This window comes from Streptomyces sp. NPDC016677, from assembly GCF_055562815.1.
In genome coordinates this window covers 136,172-154,089 of the sequence record NZ_JBVHEO010000005.1, presented here as the reverse complement: position 1 = coordinate 154,089, position 17,918 = coordinate 136,172, and the positions used below count along the sequence as shown (strand labels likewise).

Below are 17,918 nucleotides of genomic sequence, written 5' to 3'. Positions count from 1 at the left end.
GACCTGCCGCCGGGGAGCGCACACCGGTGGTCACTCGGGCCGGTGTTCCGGGCCGCCGAAGTCCGGGCTGGAGTAGTCCGGGCTCGAGTAGCTCGGGCGTGGACCGGCGCTCGATCCCTCGTCGGGGCTGCTGAAACCGGGCCGCCCGTAGCCGAGTTGCGGCATACGGCCGGCCGGTGCGGACGGTCCCGTACCGCCGGACGCCGCTGCCGGCGCCGCGGCCGGGTCGGCCAGGGCGTCGCGCAGGAACGGCACGATGCCCTGCTCCAGCAGGGCCGTACGCCAGGCTTCCCTGGCCCGCCTCACCTCCCCGTCGCGTTCGCCGTACGCCGCGGCCTCGGCCGAGGGACGGTTGCGCAGCGCGGTGGTCAGCAGGCCGACGGCGGCCACGAGGATGGTGATCGCCGTCAGGGCACCGAACACCCAGCCGGCGGTGAGCATGGTCCGGGCGAACGCCTGCTCCGGGGCGATCACCTTCAGAACGTAGCCGACGAGCAGGAAGATCGCGGCTGCGGTGCCGGTCAGGACGGGAGCCAGGACCGTGATGACGGCGCCCGCGCCCGCGCCGGCGGTCTCGACGACCTCGCCCATGGTGGCGGCGAGGCCCATCGAGTGCGTACCGGACTCGGCGGAACCCGGTTCGCGGGCGGACGACGGCGAGGCGGACGGCGCCGGGTGACGCAGTTCCTCGCGGACCTTCACATAGTGCTGGTACTCGGTCGCCGCCGCCGCGGTGATCAGGGCGGTGGCGCCGAGCGCCATGGCGCGCAGTTGTTCCGAGCTGAGCCGCTGTCCCACGGCGGCCAGTTCCGGGCGGTGTGGTGCGGAGCGCAGCGCCTCGCTGAGAACCCGCTCGTATTCTTGGCGGTCCTCGCTCAACAGGTACTGCGGAACGCTGTTCATGTGCATCCCCCGATGCTCCGTAGGGCTTGGGGCTCGCATGCCAACGAGCCGTCGGGCAGAAACGGAGGGGAGCCTGCTACGGATAAGCCGATGGTAGAGCGGTGACGCCGCGCGGTGACAGGGGGTTTCCAGAAATTGGGTGCCGGCCCGTAGGTCCGCCGCCGGGGCCCGGACCGTCCCGGGGATGCTCAGTCGGGCATCGGCAGTTGCTGGACCAGCAGTTTTCCGGCCATGGTCACGCCGCCGTCCATCGCGATGGCGAGTCCGTCGGCGTAGACATGCGGTCCTTCGACCGTCGGACCGGAGTCGTCCTCGCCGTCCTCGGACCCGACCTCGCCGAGGAGATACGGGATGGGGCTGTGCCCGTGCACGATGCGGGTGCCGCCGTAGGTGTCCAGGAGTGAGCGCACGGCGTCGGCGCCGCCCTCGTCACGGAAGGAGAAGCGCTTGGTGAACTTGCGGAACAGGTCCCACACCTCGTCCGCGTCGTTGCGCGTGAGGGTGTCGTGGATGGTGTCGTTGACCTCTTCGATGGAACCGCCGTAGTCGAGGTAGGCGGTGGTGTCGGAGTGGACGAGGAGGTGGCCGTCGACCTCCTCCACGGCGTCGAGCCGGGCCATCCACTGCAGATGGTGGTCCTGGAGGCGGTCCATGTCGGTCTTCTGGCCGCCGTTCAGCAGCCAGGCCGCCTGGAAGGTGGCGGTGCCCGCGCCCGAGTTGACGGGCGTGTCGCCGAACCGCTTGGCGCCGAGCAGCAGCAGCTCGTGATTGCCCATCAGCGCCTTGCAGTAACCGCCGGCCGCGGCGGCCTCGGCGGACAGCCGCATCACCAGGTCGATGACGCCGATGCCGTCCGGGCCGCGGTCGGTGAAGTCACCGAGGAACCACAGGCGGGCGGTGCCCGCGCACCACTGGCCCTCGGCGTCGATCAGGTGCTGCGCCTGGAGCGCGGCCACCAGTTCGTCGAGGTAACCGTGCACGTCACCCACGACGTACAGCGGACCGGGGCCGGTGGCGGGCGGCGCCGCCGGGACCGGTACGGGCTCGGCGGCCACCTGGGCCGTGTCCTGCCGGTCGATGACGGGCAGGTCGCGCTCGGTGGGCGTGTACCCGTCCGGCACGGCCGTCTCGGGCGCCGGAACGGTGTCGCCGGGATGCGCGCCCTGGCCGTACGGACCGGTCTCGTGGACGTACGCGGGTACTCGGAAGTCGCGCAACGTCGCCGTCCGCTCCACCTCGGGTCCCTGACCGGCCCCCTGAGTCATCGACCCCTCCACCATCGCGCCGCATCTGCACCGCTTCGGACTGCCTGGTCGCAGCGGCCCGCGGTGTCGTGGGCCCATCATAGGAATGCGGATCGCGCTGTGTGATGACCCAGGGGTGGTGAATCGGAACAGGTCCCCGTCATGGCGCGGCTTTCGCCCCGATTGGCCCGCTCTTCTCCTGCCCCTCAGTCACCTCACGGTCACCTCTCGCCCCATCTGTCCCGCCGTCCCCGGCCCGGGGGCGGGAGCGCTCCCGCGGTCCCTACTGACCCTCGGGCGAGCGCGGCGGGCTGACGGTCGTGCGGGGCGGCCGGCGCTGTGAGGAAGTCCGCACGATCAGCTCGGTCGGTATCACCTGCTCGACCGGTTGGTTGGCCTCGACGCTCTCGATGGCGTCGATCAGCAGCTGCACCACGGCCGTGCCGATGCGGCGCGGCTTGAGCGACAGGGTGGTGATGGGCGGCTCGGTGTTGGCGTACACGGTGGACTCGCTGCAGCAGACCAGCAGCAGGTCGTCGGGGACGCGCAGCCCGTAGCGGCGGGCCGCGGCGAGCAGGTCGGTGCCATTGGGGTCGAAGAGGCCGTAGACGGCGTCGGGCCGGTCCGGGCGGGCGAGCAGCCGGTCGGCGGCGACGGCGCCCGCGCACGGGTCGTGCGCCGGGTAGGCCTCGTAGACCGGGTCCTGGCCGACGCGCTCGCACCAGCGCAGGTACGCGGTGGTCGACAGGTGGGTGTAGGTGTCGGTGGTGGTGCCGGTGAGCAGGCCGATCCGGCGGGCGCCGGCGTCGGCGAGGTGGTCGAGGATGCCGAGGACGGCCGCCTCGTGGTCGTTGTCCACCCAGGCCGTGACCGGGAGCGTCCCGGCCGGGCGCCCGTCGGAGACGACCGGCAGTCCCTGGCGGACCAGTTCGCTGACGACCGGGTCCTGGTCGGAGGGGTCGATGACGACCGTGCCGTCCAGGGCGACGTTGGACCACACGTCGTGCCGGGAGGTCGCGGGGAGGATGACCAGCGCGTAGCCGCGGGCCAGCGCGGCCGACGTGGCGGCCCGCGCCATCTCGGCGAAGTACGCGAACTCCGTGAAGGTGAAAGGTTCATTCCCGTACGTCGTCACCGTCAGGCCGATGAGTCCCGACTTGCCGGTGCGCAGTGTTCGGGCGGCGGCCGACGGCCGGTAGCCCAGCCGGTCGGCGACCTCGCGGACATGGCGGCGGGTGGCGTCCGGGAGCCTGCCCTTGCCGTTGAGGGCATCGGAGACGGTCGTGATGGAGACTCCGGCGGCGGCGGCGACGTCTCTGATGCCCGCCCGGCCCGGCCGGCTGCCTCGACGTGAGGTTTCCGCGCGGCTCACCTGGTGCTTCCCTGCTGCTGTCATGGCGAGCCGATAGTAGGGCTCATGGAGTGGGGTAGGGCGGACGCATATGCACGCGTTGACAGGCACGTTTCTGCATGGTCGCAGTGGGTCAACTGCCTTGGAAAGTAAGTCAGTTGCGGCAAGCTACCCACGGACGTAGCGTGTCGGTGCACGTGGGCCTGCCAAGAGTGCGATGTTGCGAAGAGGTCTCAACTCACCACTACGGGGGACGCGCGCCACGGCGCGAGCCACCGGCGCATAGATATATGTAGGGGCGCCCCTATGGAACGTACGCCTTCGGGCGCTGATGCCCCTGATGTCGGTGGGGCCGGGTGGCTCGTCCTCGCCTGTACGCACCGGAGCCGAATCCTCTTAAGGTGAGAAGTATTCGAAGCCGGTGGTGGTCACGAGGAGGACTGCGGTGAGCGAGACGAGCCCCAAGCTGCGCGCCGAGCTGGACGGGATCCCCACCTACAAGCCGGGCAAGCCCGTGGCGGCCGACGGGCCGGCGGCCTACAAGCTGTCCTCCAACGAGAACCCGTATCCGCCGCTGCCGGGCGTGATGGAGACCGTCCTCGCGGCGGCCGGCGCCTTCAACCGCTACCCGGACATGGCCTGTACGGGGCTGATGGCCGAGCTGTCCGAGCGGTTCGGCGTCCCGGCCTCCCACCTGGCCACCGGCACCGGTTCGGTGGGTGTCGCCCAGCAGCTGCTCCAGGCGACGGCCGGCCCCGGCGACGAGGTGATCTACGCCTGGCGGTCCTTCGAGGCCTACCCGATCATCACGCGGATCAGCGGCGCGAGGGCGGTCCAGGTGCCGCTGACCGACGGTGACGTGCACGACCTGGACGCCATGGCCGACGCGATCACCGACCGGACCCGGCTGATCTTCGTGTGCAACCCCAACAACCCGACCGGCACGGTGGTGGGGCGCGAGGAGCTGGAGCGGTTCCTGGACCGGGTGCCCGGCGATGTGCTGGTGGTGCTGGACGAGGCGTACCGCGAGTTCATCCGCGACCCCCGGGTGCCGGACGGCATCGAGCTCTACCGGGAGCGGCCCAACGTGTGTGTGCTGCGGACCTTCTCCAAGGCGTACGGGCTCGCCGGGCTGCGGGTCGGTTTCGCCGTGGCCCATGAGCCGGTGGCGGCGGCGCTGCGCAAGACGGCGGTGCCGTTCGGTGTGAGCCAGATCGCCCAGGAGGCGGCGATCGCCTCGTTGCGGGCCGAGGACGAGCTGCTGGGCCGGGTCGGCTCGCTGGTGTGCGAGCGCACGCGCGTGGTCGACGGCCTGCGGGCCCAGGGCTGGACGGTGCCGGAGACGCAGGCCAACTTCGTGTGGCTGCGGCTGGGGGAGCGCACGGTCGCCTTCGCCGAGGCGTGTGAGCGGGCCGGGGTGGTGGTCCGGCCGTTCCCGGGTGACGGGGTGCGGGTGACGGTGGGGGAGAACGAGGCGAACGACATCTTCCTGAAGGTGGCGGAAGGGTTCCGCAAGGGGCTGTAGGGCGCGGTGCATCGCGGTCCGTGCGCGGTGCAGGAGGCTGAGGGCGCCTCGCGGAGTGGTGTTGGTCACTTCGCGGGGCGCCTTTTCGTGCCCTGTTCGCGTCCGTTTCACGTGAAACGGGCCTTCCGTGCCAGGTACGGCGCTCAACGGCCTTTGGGAAGGCCCGCCCGAGGGGTTGACGTCACAGGGGACCCCCCGTCCGGCGTCGAAAAGCTGTAGGTCATAATTGCTTGTGAATGTGAACGCGTTCACAAGCGTGTCGGATCGCTCCCGATATGGGTGTGTCGTACACGCGCAATCTGCCGCTGACCACGGCGATGTGAGGAGAGTGACGACGTGGACTTGGCTCTGGCGCCGGAGACCCTGGCGCGCTGGCAGTTCGGCATCACGACCGTCTACCACTTCCTGTTCGTACCCCTGACCATCTCCTTGGCCGCCCTCACGGCCGGTCTGGAGACCGCGTGGGTGCGCACCGGCAAGGAGAAGTACCTCCAGGCGACCAAGTTCTGGGGCAAGCTCTTCCTGATCAACATCGCGATGGGCGTGGTCACGGGCATCGTCCAGGAGTTCCAGTTCGGCATGAACTGGTCCGACTACTCCCGTTTCGTCGGGGACATCTTCGGCGCCCCGCTGGCCTTCGAGGCGCTGATCGCCTTCTTCTTCGAGTCGACCTTCATCGGCCTGTGGATCTTCGGCTGGGACAAGCTGCCCAAGAAGATCCACCTGGCCTGCATCTGGATGGTCTCGATCGGCACGCTGCTGTCGGCGTACTTCATCCTCGCGGCCAACTCCTGGATGCAGCATCCGGTCGGGTACCGGATCAACGAGGAGAAGGGCCGGGCGGAGCTGACCGACTTCTGGCAGGTCCTCACCCAGAACACCGCGCTCAACCAGGTCTTCCACAGCTTCTCCGCGGCCTTCCTGACCGGCGGCGCCTTCATGGTCGGCATCGCCGCCTTCCACCTGCGGCGCAAGAAGCACGTCCCGGTGATGCGGACCTCGCTCCGCCTCGGCCTGGTCACCCTCGCCGTGGGCGGCCTGCTCACCGCGATCAGCGGCGACACCCTCGGCAAGGTCATGTACGAGCAGCAGCCGATGAAGATGGCCGCGGCCGAGGCGCTGTGGGACGGCGAGGAACCGGCGCCCTTCTCCGTCTTCGCCTACGGGGACGTCGACGAGGGCCACAACAAGGTCGCCCTGGAGATCCCGGGCTTGCTGTCCTTCCTCGCCCACAGCGACTTCGACTCGTACGTGCCCGGCATCAACGACACCAACAAGGCCGAGCAGGAGAAGTTCGGCCCCGGCGACTACAAGCCCATCGTCCCCGTCGCCTACTGGGGCTTCCGCTGGATGATCGGCTTCGGGATGGCGTCCTTCACCCTCGGCCTGGCCGGACTGTGGCTGACGCGGAAGAAGTTCCTGCTGCCGGCCGCCTGGCGGACCGGCGACGACGAGGTGCCGCACCTGGTCCTGCTGAGGAAGCCGCTCGGCAACCGCCTCACCCGCCTGTACTGGCTGCTGTCCCTGTGGACGATGGGCTTCCCGCTGATCGCCAACTCCTGGGGCTGGATCTTCACCGAGATGGGCCGCCAGCCCTGGGTCGTCTACGGCCTCTTCCAGACCCGCGACGCGGTCTCCCCCGGTGTCTCGACGACCGAGGTCGTCATCTCGATGACCGCCTTCACCCTGCTCTACGCCGTCCTGGCCGTCATCGAGGTCAGGCTGATGGCGAAGTACGTCAAGGCCGGCCCGCCCGAACTGACCGAGGCCGACCTCAACCCGCCCACGAAGATCGGCGGCGAGGCCCGTGACGCCGACAAGCCGATGGCCTTCTCGTACTAGGCGCAAGGGAGCTGCACAGTCATGGAACTGCACGACGTCTGGTTCGTTCTCATCGCCTTCCTGTGGACCGGCTACTTCTTCCTGGAGGGCTTCGACTTCGGGGTCGGCGTCCTGACCAAGCTGCTGGCCCGCGACCGGCCCGAGAAGCGGGTGCTGATCAACACGATCGGCCCGGTCTGGGACGGCAACGAGGTCTGGCTGCTCACGGCCGGCGGCGCCACCTTCGCCGCCTTCCCCGAGTGGTACGCGACCTTGTTCTCCGGCTTCTACCTGCCCCTGCTGGTCATCCTCCTGTGCCTGATCATCCGGGGCGTGGCCTTCGAGTACCGGGTGAAGCGGCCCGAGGAGCGCTGGCAGCGCAACTGGGAGCACGCGATCTTCTGGACCTCGCTGATCCCCGCGTTCCTGTGGGGCGTGGCCTTCGGCAACATCGTCGGCGGCGTGAAGATCGACCGGGACCTGGAGTACGTCGGCACCCTCGGGGACCTGCTCAACCCCTACGCCCTGCTCGGCGGCCTGGTGACGCTGACGCTGTTCACCTTCCACGGGACGGTGTTCACGGCGCTCAAGACGGTCGGCGAGATCCGGGAGCGGGCGCGGAAGCTGGCGCTGCGGGTCGGCCTGGTCACGGCGGTGCTGGCCCTGGTCTTCCTGTCGTGGACCCAGGTGGACAGCGGTGACGGCGCGAGCCTGGTCGCGCTGGTGGTGGCCGTCGCCGCGCTGGTCGCCGCGCTCGTGGCCAACCAGGCCGGACGCGAGGGGTGGTCGTTCACCTTCTCCGGCGTCACCATCGTGGCCGCCGTGGCCATGCTGTTCCTGACGCTGTTCCCGAACGTCATGCCGTCCACGCTGAACGCGGACTGGAGCCTCACCGTCACCAACGCCTCGTCCAGCCCGTACACCCTGAAGATCATGACCTGGCTGGCGGCGATCGGCACGCCCGCCGTCCTGCTCTACCAGGGATGGACGTACTGGGTCTTCCGTAAGCGCATCGGTACCCAGCACCTCGCCGAAGCCACGCACTGAGTCCGAGTGCTGAGTCCGAGTACTGAGCCAAGCACTGAGCCGAGCGCTGAGTCCGAGCACTGAGCCCGGTCGGGGAGTGTTTCACGTGAAACCGATCGATCCACGTCTGCTGCGGTACGCCCGCACCACCCGGCTCTTCCTGATCGCCGTCGTCGCCCTGGGCGCCGTCGGCGCGGGGCTGGTCATCGCCCAGGCGATGCTCATCGCCGAGATCGTGGTGGGCGCCTTCCAGAAGGGTCTGGCCGCCGGTGAACTGCGCACTCCCCTGCTGCTGTTGGTGGCCGTCGCCGTCGGCCGGGGCCTGGTGGGGTGGCTCACCGAGCTGGCCGCGCACCGGGCGAGCGCGGCGGTCAAGTCCGAGCTGCGCGGGAGGCTGCTGGAGCGGGCGACCGCCCTCGGTCCCGGCTGGCTGACCGGACAGCGCACGGGCTCGCTGGTCACCCTGGCCACCCGGGGCGTCGACGCCCTCGACGACTACTTCTCCCGCTACCTCCCGCAGTTGGGGCTCGCGGTGGTCGTCCCGGTCGCGGTGCTGGCCCGGATCGTCACCGAGGACTGGGTGTCGGCGGCCATCATCGTCGTCACCCTGCCGCTCATCCCGGTCTTCATGGCGCTGATCGGCTGGGTCACCCAGTCCCGGATGGACCGGCAGTGGCGGCTGCTGTCCCGGCTGTCCGGGCACTTCCTGGACGTGGTCGCGGGCCTGCCCACGCTGAAGGTCTTCGGCCGGGCCAAGGCGCAGGCCGAGTCGATCAAGAAGATCACCGACGACTACCGGCAGGCGACCCTGCGGACGCTGCGGATCGCCTTCCTCTCCTCCTTCGCCCTGGAACTGCTCGCCACGCTCTCGGTCGCCCTGGTCGCCGTGACGATCGGCATGCGCCTGGTCCACGGCGACATGAACCTCTACGACGGTCTGGTCGTGCTGGTGCTGGCACCGGAGGCGTATCTGCCGCTGCGGCAGGTCGGGGCGCAGTACCACGCGGCGGCCGAAGGGCTCGCGGCGGCCGAGGAGATCTTCGAGGTCCTGGAGACGCCGGCTCCGGCGCCGGGTACCGGTCCGGTGCCCGCGAGCGGGGCGCTGTCCTTCGAGGGCGTGACGGTCCGCTACCCCGGCCGCGCGGCGGACGCCGTCTCGGACGTGAGCTTCACCGTGGAGCCCGGCGAGACGGTCGCCCTCGTCGGCCCGAGCGGGGCCGGCAAGTCCACGCTCCTCGACGTACTGCTGGGTTTCGTGCGGCCGGCCGAGGGACGGGTGCGGGTCGGCGGCGCCGATCTCGCCGGGCTGGACCCGGCCGAGTGGCACGCCCAGGTCGCCTGGGTGCCGCAACGTCCGCACCTGTACGCCACGACGATCGCCGAGAACGTACGGCTGGCCCGGCCCGGAGCGGACGACGCCGCCGTGCGCGGTGCGCTGCGGGACGCCGGGGCGCTGGCGTTCGTGGACGCGCTGCCCGAGGGGGCGCAGACGGTGCTCGGTGAGGACGGGGCCGGGCTGTCCGCCGGGCAGCGGCAACGGCTGGCGCTGGCCCGGGCGTTCCTCGCCGACCGGCCCGTCCTGCTGCTGGACGAGCCGACGGCCGCGCTCGACGGGGCGACCGAGGCGGAGGTCGTGGCGGCGGTACGGCGGCTGGCGGCGGGGCGGACGGTGCTGCTGGTGGTGCACCGCCCGGCGCTGCTGGAGGTGGCCGACCGGGTGGTGCGGCTGGCGGAGCCAGGGGGTGCGGCTTCGGGACGGGGCGTGCCGGATCCGGTCGGGGAGCGGTCGGGCTCGGAACGGCTCGGTACTGCGGTCGACGCGGTCGACACGGTGGCAGCGGTGGCAGCGGTGACTGAGGCGGGTGGTCCCGGTGATGCGGTGGCTGAGGCTGAGGCTGAGGCTGACGCTGAGGCTGGTGGTCCGGGTGGTCCGGGTGGTCCGGGTGGTTCGGGTTCGGATGGTTCGGTGGCCGAGGCCGGTGGTCCGGGTGACGCGGTGGCCCAGGCCGGTGGTCCGGGCGTCCCGGACGCCGCCGCCGGTGCCCGCCGTGGCGTGCTCGCCCGGGTGCGTGCGGTGTCCGCCGCCCGGCGGGGACGCCTCGCGCTCGCCCTGCTGCTCGGCAGCCTCGCGCTCGGCAGCGCCGTCGGCCTGATGGCCACGTCCGGGTGGCTCATCTCGCGGGCCGCGCAGCAGCCGCCGGTGCTGTATCTCATGGTGGCCGTCACGGCGACCCGTACCTTCGGCATCGGGCGGTCCGTCTTCCGCTACGCGGAACGGCTGGTGTCGCACGACGCGGTGCTGCGGATGCTGGCCGACACCCGGGTCGCCGTCTACCGGCGGCTGGAGCGGATCGCGCCCGCCGGGCTGCGCCGCAGCCGACGCGGTGACCTGCTCTCCCGGCTCGTCGCCGACGTGGACGCGTTCCAGGACTACTGGCTGCGCTGGCTGCTGCCGGCCGGCTCCGCGATGGTCGTCTCGGCGGCCTCCGTCGGCTTCACGGCCTGGCTGCTGCCCGAGGCCGGGGCCGTGCTCGCCGCCGGTCTGCTCGCCGCCGGTGTCGGTGTCCCGCTGGTCACCGGTGCCGTGGCCCGCCGGGCCGAACGCAGGCTGGCCCCCGCCCGGGGAGCGCTCGCCATCCGGGTGACCGACCTGCTCACCGGCACCGCCGAGCTGACCGTGGCCGGGGCCCTGCCCGCACGCGCGGCCGACGCCCGCCGGGCCGATTCCACGCTGACCCGGATCACCTCCCGTGCGGCGACCGCCACCGCGCTCGGCGACGGGCTCACCGCGCTGATCTCCGGCCTGACCGTCGTGACGGCCGCCCTCGTGGGTGCCCAGGCGGTCGCCGACGGACGGCTCGGCGGCGTCGCCATGGCCGTCGTCGCCCTCACTCCGCTCGCCGCCTTCGAGGCCGTCCTCGGGCTGCCGCTCGCCGTGCAGTACCGGCAGCGGGTACGACGCGGCGCCGAGCGCGTGTACGAGGTGCTCGACGCCCCCGAGCCCGTACGGGAGCCGGAGCGGCCCCGGCAGGCCCCCGCCACGCCGTTCCCGCTCGTCGTCAAGGGCCTCGCCGCGCGCCACCCCGGGCAGGACCGGGAGGCCGTGGCCGGGCTGGACCTGACGCTGGCCGAAGGCCGCCGGATCGCCGTGGTCGGGGCGTCCGGGTCGGGCAAGACGACGCTGGCGCAGGTGCTGCTGCGGTTCCTGGACCCCAGCGCGGGGTCGTACACGCTGGCCGGGGTGGACGCCCGCGCCCTGGACACCGACGACGTACGCCGGTCCGTCGGGCTGTGCGCGCAGGACGCGCACCTCTTCGACAGCTCGGTGCGGGAGAACCTGCTGCTGGCCAGGAAGGACGCCACCGAGGCGCAGTTGCGTGACGCGCTGGGCCGGGCCCGGCTGCTGGAGTGGGCCGACAGCCTCCCCGAGGGTCTGGACACCCTGGTCGGGGAGCACGGGGCCCGGCTCTCCGGCGGCCAGCGGCAGCGCCTCGCGCTGGCCCGCGCACTGCTCGCCGACTTCCCCGTGCTGGTGCTCGACGAGCCCGCCGAACACCTCGACCTGCCGACCGCCGACGCGCTCACCGCCGACCTCCTGGCCGCCACCGAGGGACGGACGACCCTGCTCATCACGCACCGGCTGGCCGGGCTGGAGAGCGTCGACGAGGTCGTCGTGCTCGACGCGGGACGGGTGGCGCAGCGCGGCACCTTCGCGGAGCTGGCGGCCGGGCCGGGGCCGCTGCGGTCGATGGCCGAGCGGGAGGCCGCCGCCGACCTGCTGGTGACGGCAGGGTAGGTGGCGGCGCCGGGTGCCGGGCACCTGGTGGGTCCGGGTGGACGGGTTCGGGGCCTGTCGGGTCCGGGCGGGCGGGTTCGGGGTCCTGTCGGGTCCGGGCGGGCGGGTTCGGGGTCCTGTCGAGGTCCGGGTGGGCGGGCTCGGGCATCGGGGCGGGCGGGGCCGGTACGACCGTCGTACGGAAGCGTCGTACTGCTTCGCCGGAACGGCCGGCCGAGCGCCGTCGATGCCCCGTGTGCAGCAACCGGTCCCCCGGCCGTACGAGTTGAAGATGACCTGGCGAGTCCTCAGGGGCCACGATCACTGGCATGCGCTCACCTCGCCGACACCCGCTGTTCGTTCCGGCGCTGCTGTGCGCGCTCGCCGTTCTCGCGGCCCGTCCCGCCTCGGACCGCGACGCCGGTCCCGGTGCCGACGCCGGCGCGGAGGTCGCCCGGCTCTACCAGGACGCCGCCACGGCGACCCGGCGGTACGAGGAGGGACGGCGCGAGGCAGAGGTCCGGCGGGCCGAGGCCGAGCGGTACGAGCAGCTGCTCGACCGGGAGCGCCGGGAGATCGCCGCCCTGGACGAGGACCTGGGCCGGCTCGCCCGCGCCCAGTACCGGGGCGGGAGCGGACTGCCGATCACCGCTCGGATGCTGCTCGCGGACGACCCGCAGGAGCTGATGCGCGGTCAGCGTGCCGCGTCGCGGGCCGGCCTCGCCGTCAGCAACGCCCTCGGCAAGAGCCGGCGGGCCGAGGCCCGGCTGGCCGCCAGTGAGGCGAAGGCCGAGGAGGCATGGCGGGAGCTGGACCGGCGCAACGCCGAACTCGCCACCCTCAAGAAGGAGATCGAGCGCAAGCTGGAGGCGGCCCGGTCGAAGCTGCGGGGCCGGTCCGAGGCGTCGGCCGCAGCGGGGTCCTGTCCCGGTGCCGTCCGTCTCGGTCAGCCGGACGCCCGTTCCGGCCGCGACTGGGTGGCGCCGGTGGAGACGTACGAGCTGTCCGCGTCCTTCGGCAGCGGAGGGGCGCGGTGGGCCGACCGGCACACCGGGCAGGACTTCGCCGTGCCGGTCGGTACGCCGGTGCGGGCGGTCGGGGCCGGGCGGGTGGTGAAGGTGTCGTGCGGCGGTGCCTTCGGCGTCCAGATCGTGCTCCAGCACGCCGGCGGCTACTACACGCAGTACGCGCATCTGGCCGGCGTCGCCGTCGACCAGGGCGACCGCGTCGAGGCCGGCCAGTGGATCGGGCAGTCGGGCAGCACCGGCAACTCCACCGGACCGCACCTGCACTTCGAGGTACGGCTCACCCCGGACATGGGCTCGGCGCTGAACCCGGTGCCCTGGCTGGCCCAGCGGGGCGTGTCGATCTGATCGTGGCCGCGTCCGAGACCGCGTCCGAGACCGCGTCCGCGAACGTGACCGCGAGCGTGAGCGTGACTCGTGTCAGGTGGTCCGTGCGAGCAGCTGTTCGATGACGAGGGCGACCCCGTCGTCGTTGTTGGCGACCGTCCGCCCCGAGGCGGCGGCGACCGCGTCCGGGTGGGCGTTGCCCATGGCGTACGACTGTCCCGCCCAGGTCAGCATCTCCACGTCGTTCGGCATGTCCCCGAAGGCGACGACTTCCTCGTGCGAGATGCCGCGCTCGGCACAGCACAGGGCGAGCGTGCTGGCCTTGGAGACGTCCGGGCCGCTGATCTCCAGCAGGGCGCTGGGGCTGGACCGGGTGACGTTGGCGCGGTCGCCCACGGCGAGGCGGGCCAGGGTGAGGAAGGCGTCGGGCTCGATGGTGGGGTGGAAGGCGAGGATCTTGAGCACCGGCTCGTCCGGAGCCGGGCCGTCCGGCCCCAGCAGCTCCTCGGCCGGCCGGAGGACGTCGGGCACCTCCAGGTGCATCTTCGGGTACTCCGGCTCCTGGTTGAAGCCGTACGTCTGCTCGACCGCGTACACCGTGCCGGGGGCCGCCTCGCGCAGCAGCCGTACGGTGTCCAGGGCGTTCTCCCGGGCCAGGGCCCGCACCTTCACGAACCGGTGGCTGCCGGGGCCGCCGTGCAGGTCGACCACGGCGGCGCCGTTGCCGCAGATGGCGAGGCCGTGGCCGTGCACGTGGTCGCTGACGACGTCCATCCAGCGCGCGGGGCGGCCGGTGACGAAGAAGACCTCGATGCCGGCCTTCTCGGCGGCGGCCAGCGCGGCGACCGTACGGGGCGAGACCGACTTGTCGTCGCGCAGCAGGGTTCCGTCGAGGTCGGTGGCGATGAGCCGGGGGCGAGCGGCGGCGGCCGGGGGCTGGGGCTGTCGAGTCGCTGAGGTCACCGGGCCATTGTCACGTAAAGGTCCGCACGGACGTGCGGGAGCCGCCCATCTGTGAGGTACGGCTCTCATCAGTGCCGCCGCCCGTGCGTGGGGCGGGACCTCAGACCTCCACCTCCCGGGGCGGGACCTCAGACTTCCGCCGCCCCTGCGTGGGGCGGGATCTCAGACCTCCGCCGCCCCTGCGTGTGGCCGAACATCAGGATCTGCCGCCCGTGCGCCCGGCGGGCCCTCAGGCCAGCTGGGCCGGCGCCTCCATGGCGATCCGTTCGAAGACCTTCTCGTCCGTGGCGAAGTCGGAGTCCGGGATCGGCCAGTGGACGACGATCTCGGTGAAGCCCAGCTCGCGGTGGCGTCCGGCGAAGTCCACGAAGGCGTCCAGGGACCGGAGCGGCTCGTTGCGGTCCGGGGTGAAGCCGGTGAGCAGCACCTTGTCGAGTTCGCCGACATCGCGGCCGATCCCGGCACAGGCGTCCGCCAGCCGCTCCGCCTGCGCCCGCAGCGCCCGCACCGACTGCTCGGGCGTGCCGTCCTCGAACAGCTTTGGGTCGCCCGTGGTCACCCACGCCTGTCCGTACCGGGCGGCGAGCCGCAGTCCGCGCGGACCGGTCGCGGCCACCGCGAAGGGCAGCCGGGGCCGCTGTACACAGCCCGGAATGGTGCGCGCCTCGTGCGCCGCGTAGAAGTCGCCCTCGTAGGAGACCGTGTCCTCGGTCAGCAGCCGGTCGAGGAGCTGGAGGAACTCGGCGAACCGGTCGGCCCGCTCCCGCGGCGTCCAGGGCTCCTGGCCGAGCGCGGTGGCGTCGAAGCCCGTGCCGCCCGCTCCTATGCCCAGCGTGATCCGTCCACCGGAGATGTCGTCGAGGGAGATCAGCTCCTTGGCGAGCGTCACCGGGTGCCGGAAGTTCGGCGAGGTCACCAGGGTGCCCAGCCGCATCCGCTCGGTGGCCACCGCGGCGGCGGTCAGCGTCGGTACGGCACCGAACCAGGGCCCGTCGCGGAAGCTGCGCCAGGACAGGTGGTCGTAGGTGTACGCGGCGTGGAAGCCGAGCTGCTCGGCCCGTGTCCAGGCCGAACGGCCGCCCTCGTGCCAGCGGCGGTAGGGGAGGATCACGGTGCTCAGGCGCAGGGTCATGCGTCCGAGCCTAAGCGGCGTCCCCTGTTTCACGTGAAACCCCGCCTGCCGGGGCCCCGTCAGAAGAAGCGCAGATACCGCGGCGGCACGGCCTCCGTCAGCCACACCCCGTTGGCGCTGACCTGGAAGACATGGCCGTCACGGTGCATCGCGGCGGCGTCCACCGGCAGGACCACCGGTCGGCCGCGGCGGGCGCCGACCCGGGTGGCGGTCTCCCGGTCGGGCGAGAGATGCACGGCATGCCGGTTCATCGGCCGGAGTCCCTCGGCCCGGATGGCGTCCAGGTGACGGGCGACCGTGCCGTGGTACAGGTACGGCGGCGGGACCGCCGGGGGCAGGCCGAGGTCCACGCCGACGCTGTGCCCCTGGCTGGCACGGATGCGGGTGCCCCCGACCACGAAGCGCCGCTTGTCATGGGTGGCGACCACGTGGTCCAGCTCCTCGCGGGAGAGGGGGAAACCGTGGGCGGTGGCCGCCGCGATGAGCGCGTCGATCTCGGTCCAGCCGCCCTCGTCGAGGGTGAGCCCGATGCGTTCGGGCTGGTGACGCAGATGCTTGGACAGATACGTCGACACCTTCACGGTGCGTCTGTCGGCCGTGCTCCTCTTGTCGTCTTCGTTCACCTGTTCAGAGTGCCGAAAGAGACGCGCATCACGCGAACGATTTCCCCGCACAGGTTTGGTCCACAGCGAAGTGGTGTTATCCACAGGGGAATTGGGCCCGCCTGTGGAGAACCGGTGCCCATCGAGGGGAAGAACCGGCCGTCGCACAGCAGAGGGCTCCCGGCGGCCCCCGGTCCCGTGCCGCTCGCCGTAGCCCTCAGGCAGGGCTCCCCCTGAGATCCCGTACGCCTGGAGTCGGATGCCAAGACGACCCCTCGGTCTGACGACCGATGAGGCGCGCGTCACTACCGTCATGGACGTGACTGTGATCGCGACCGAAAGCCTGAGCAAGCGGTTCCCCCGGGTGACCGCGCTCGACCGTCTCTCCGTGGACATCGGAGCCGGTGTGACCGGACTCGTCGGGGCCAACGGCGCCGGCAAGTCCACCCTGATCAAGATCCTGCTGGGTCTGTCCCCCGCCAGCGAGGGCCGTGCCGAAGTGCTCGGACTCGACGTGGCCACCAAGGGAGCCGCCATCCGGGAACGGGTCGGCTACATGCCGGAGCACGACTGCCTGCCGCCCGACGTCTCGGCCACCGAGTTCGTCGTGCACATGGCCCGCATGTCCGGCCTGCCGCCCGCCGCCGCGCGCGAACGCACCGCCGACACCCTGCGCCACGTCGGCCTCTACGAGGAGCGCTACCGCCCCATCGGCGGTTACTCCACCGGCATGAAGCAGCGCGTGAAGCTCGCCCAGGCCCTGGTCCACGACCCCCAGCTGGTCTTCCTCGACGAGCCGACCAACGGTCTCGACCCGGTCGGCCGCGACGAGATGCTCGGCCTCATCCGCCGCATCCACACCGACTTCGGCATCTCGGTCCTGGTCACCTCCCACCTGCTGGGCGAACTGGAACGCACCTGCGACCACGTCGTCGTCGTGGACGGCGGCAAGCTGCTGCGCTCCAGCTCCACCACCGACTTCACCCAGTCCACCACCACCCTCGCCGTCGAGGTCACCGACACCGACGAGCACCCGGACGGCACCCGCGCGGTGCGCGACGCGCTCCACGCGCGCGGGATCACCGTCGAGGACGGCAGCGGCCTGCCCGGCGCGGGCCACGTGCTGCTGCTGACCGCCACCGGCGACGAGACGTACGACGTGATCCGCGACGTGATCGCCGGCCTCGGCCTGGGCCTGGTCCGCATGGAGCAGCGCCGGCACCACATCTCGGAGGTCTTCAAGGACAGCGACGACGCTGCCGCACAGCGCAAGGAGGCGGTCCACCGTGGCTGAACCCCTGGTCGACCAGACCCGCATCCACAACATCGGCTACCGCGCCTACGACGGCCCCCGCCTCGGCCGCGCCTACGCCCGCCGCTCGCTCTACTCGCAGTCCCTGCGCGGCGCCTACGGCCTCGGCCGCTCGGTCAAGTCCAAGGTGCTGCCGATGCTGCTGTTCGTCGTCATGTGCCTGCCCGCCGGCATCATGGTGGCCGTCGCCGTCTTCGCCAAGTCCAAGGAACTGCCCCTGGACTACACGCGGTACGCGATCGTCCTCCAGGCCGTGATCAGCCTCTACATCGCCTCCCAGGCCCCCCAGGCGGTCTCCCGCGACCTGCGGTTCAAGACCGTGCCGCTCTACTTCTCCCGGCCGATCGAGACCTCCGACTACGTCCGCGCCAAGTACGCGGCCCTCGCCTCGGCCCTGTTCGTCCTGACGACCGCTCCGCTGATCGTCCTGTACGTGGGCGCTCTGCTCGCCAAACTCGACTTCGCCGACCAGACGAAGGGATTCGCGCAGGGACTGGTCTCCGTGGCACTGCTCTCGCTGCTCTTCGCCGGCATCGGCCTGGTCATCGCCTCGGTCACCCCGCGCCGCGGCTTCGGCATCGCCGCCGTCATCGCCGTCCTGACCATCACCTACGGCGCGGTCTCCACCCTCCAGGCCATCGCCGACGTCCAGGACAGCACCGGCGCCATCGCCTGGATCGGCCTGTTCTCGCCGATCACCCTCATCGACGGCGTGCAGTCCGCCTTCCTCGGCGCCACCTCCGCCTTCCCCGGCGGCCACGGCCCCGGAACCGCGGAGGGCCTGGTCTACGTCCTCGTCACCCTCGGCCTGATCGCCGGCGCCTACGGCCTGCTGATCCGCCGCTACAAGAAGGTGGGCCTGTGACCACGCCCGACCCGTCGCCCACCACCACCCCTACGACGAATGGGCCG

Annotated in this window: 13 protein-coding genes; 7 read left to right on the top strand and 6 right to left on the bottom strand. The window is 71.7% G+C overall.

Annotated features, from left to right (window positions below; all coding sequences use genetic code 11):
* Positions 1-30: 30 nt before the first annotated feature.
* The 3 genes from ACZ3IG_RS16865 to ACZ3IG_RS16855 all read right to left on the bottom strand — a co-directional run bounded on the left by ACZ3IG_RS16865 (position 31) and on the right by ACZ3IG_RS16855 (position 3,543).
* The gene (locus tag ACZ3IG_RS16865) at positions 31-909 is read right to left on the bottom strand and encodes a hypothetical protein (RefSeq protein ID WP_467432687.1); all 879 of its coding nucleotides are present in this window, start codon (positions 907-909) and stop codon (positions 31-33) included.
* A 182-nt stretch (positions 910-1,091) separates the two neighbouring features.
* Positions 1,092-2,183, bottom strand: a complete 1,092-nt coding sequence (locus tag ACZ3IG_RS16860) for a metallophosphoesterase (RefSeq protein ID WP_467432684.1) — start codon at positions 2,181-2,183, stop codon at positions 1,092-1,094.
* A gap of 247 nt (positions 2,184-2,430) precedes the next feature.
* On the bottom strand, positions 2,431-3,543 hold the full coding sequence (locus ACZ3IG_RS16855) for a LacI family DNA-binding transcriptional regulator (RefSeq protein WP_215169632.1): 1,113 nt from the start codon (positions 3,541-3,543) through the stop codon (positions 2,431-2,433).
* Positions 3,544-3,943: 400 nt separating this feature from the next.
* On the opposite strand from ACZ3IG_RS16855, the gene hisC reads away from it, so the two are divergent.
* The 5 genes from hisC (at position 3,944) to ACZ3IG_RS16830 (ending at position 13,018) form a co-directional block, all read left to right on the top strand.
* Positions 3,944-5,023 (top strand): histidinol-phosphate transaminase, encoded by a 1,080-nt coding sequence (gene hisC, locus ACZ3IG_RS16850; protein ID WP_467432683.1) that lies wholly within the window; start codon positions 3,944-3,946, stop codon positions 5,021-5,023.
* 336 nt (positions 5,024-5,359) lie between these two features.
* On the top strand, positions 5,360-6,865 hold the full coding sequence (locus ACZ3IG_RS16845; RefSeq protein WP_467432680.1) for a cytochrome ubiquinol oxidase subunit I: 1,506 nt from the start codon (positions 5,360-5,362) through the stop codon (positions 6,863-6,865).
* A gap of 21 nt (positions 6,866-6,886) precedes the next feature.
* Complete coding sequence (gene cydB, locus ACZ3IG_RS16840; protein WP_467432678.1) at positions 6,887-7,891, top strand: cytochrome d ubiquinol oxidase subunit II; 1,005 nt, start codon at positions 6,887-6,889, stop codon at positions 7,889-7,891.
* Positions 7,892-7,976: 85 nt separating this feature from the next.
* Positions 7,977-11,666, top strand: coding sequence for a thiol reductant ABC exporter subunit CydD (gene cydD / locus ACZ3IG_RS16835; protein WP_467432676.1), 3,690 nt, complete (start codon positions 7,977-7,979; stop codon positions 11,664-11,666).
* 308 nt (positions 11,667-11,974) lie between these two features.
* Positions 11,975-13,018, top strand: a complete 1,044-nt coding sequence (locus tag ACZ3IG_RS16830; RefSeq protein ID WP_467432673.1) for a M23 family metallopeptidase — start codon at positions 11,975-11,977, stop codon at positions 13,016-13,018.
* Between the two features lie 72 nt (positions 13,019-13,090).
* Here ACZ3IG_RS16830 and ACZ3IG_RS16825 read toward each other — a convergent pair whose 3' ends face one another.
* The 3 genes from ACZ3IG_RS16825 to ACZ3IG_RS16815 form a co-directional block, all read right to left on the bottom strand.
* Entirely contained in the window at positions 13,091-13,960 is an 870-nt protein-coding gene (locus ACZ3IG_RS16825; protein ID WP_467432672.1) for a Cof-type HAD-IIB family hydrolase, read from the bottom strand.
* Positions 13,961-14,189: 229 nt separating this feature from the next.
* The gene (locus ACZ3IG_RS16820; RefSeq protein ID WP_467432670.1) at positions 14,190-15,092 is read right to left on the bottom strand and encodes an LLM class flavin-dependent oxidoreductase; all 903 of its coding nucleotides are present in this window, start codon (positions 15,090-15,092) and stop codon (positions 14,190-14,192) included.
* A 59-nt stretch (positions 15,093-15,151) separates the two neighbouring features.
* A complete protein-coding gene (locus ACZ3IG_RS16815; protein WP_467432668.1) occupies positions 15,152-15,715 on the bottom strand; it encodes an RNA 2'-phosphotransferase in 564 nt (187 codons plus the stop codon).
* 292 nt (positions 15,716-16,007) lie between these two features.
* Between ACZ3IG_RS16815 and ACZ3IG_RS16810 the strand changes: the two genes are divergently transcribed.
* Both ACZ3IG_RS16810 and ACZ3IG_RS16805 read left to right on the top strand, forming a co-directional pair.
* On the top strand, positions 16,008-16,988 hold the full coding sequence (locus ACZ3IG_RS16810) for an ABC transporter ATP-binding protein (RefSeq protein WP_467432666.1): 981 nt from the start codon (positions 16,008-16,010) through the stop codon (positions 16,986-16,988).
* Entirely contained in the window at positions 16,981-17,871 is an 891-nt protein-coding gene (locus tag ACZ3IG_RS16805) for an ABC transporter permease (protein ID WP_467432664.1), read from the top strand. Before ACZ3IG_RS16810 ends, ACZ3IG_RS16805 begins: the two co-directional genes overlap by 8 nt.
* Positions 17,872-17,918: the final 47 nt, after the last annotated feature.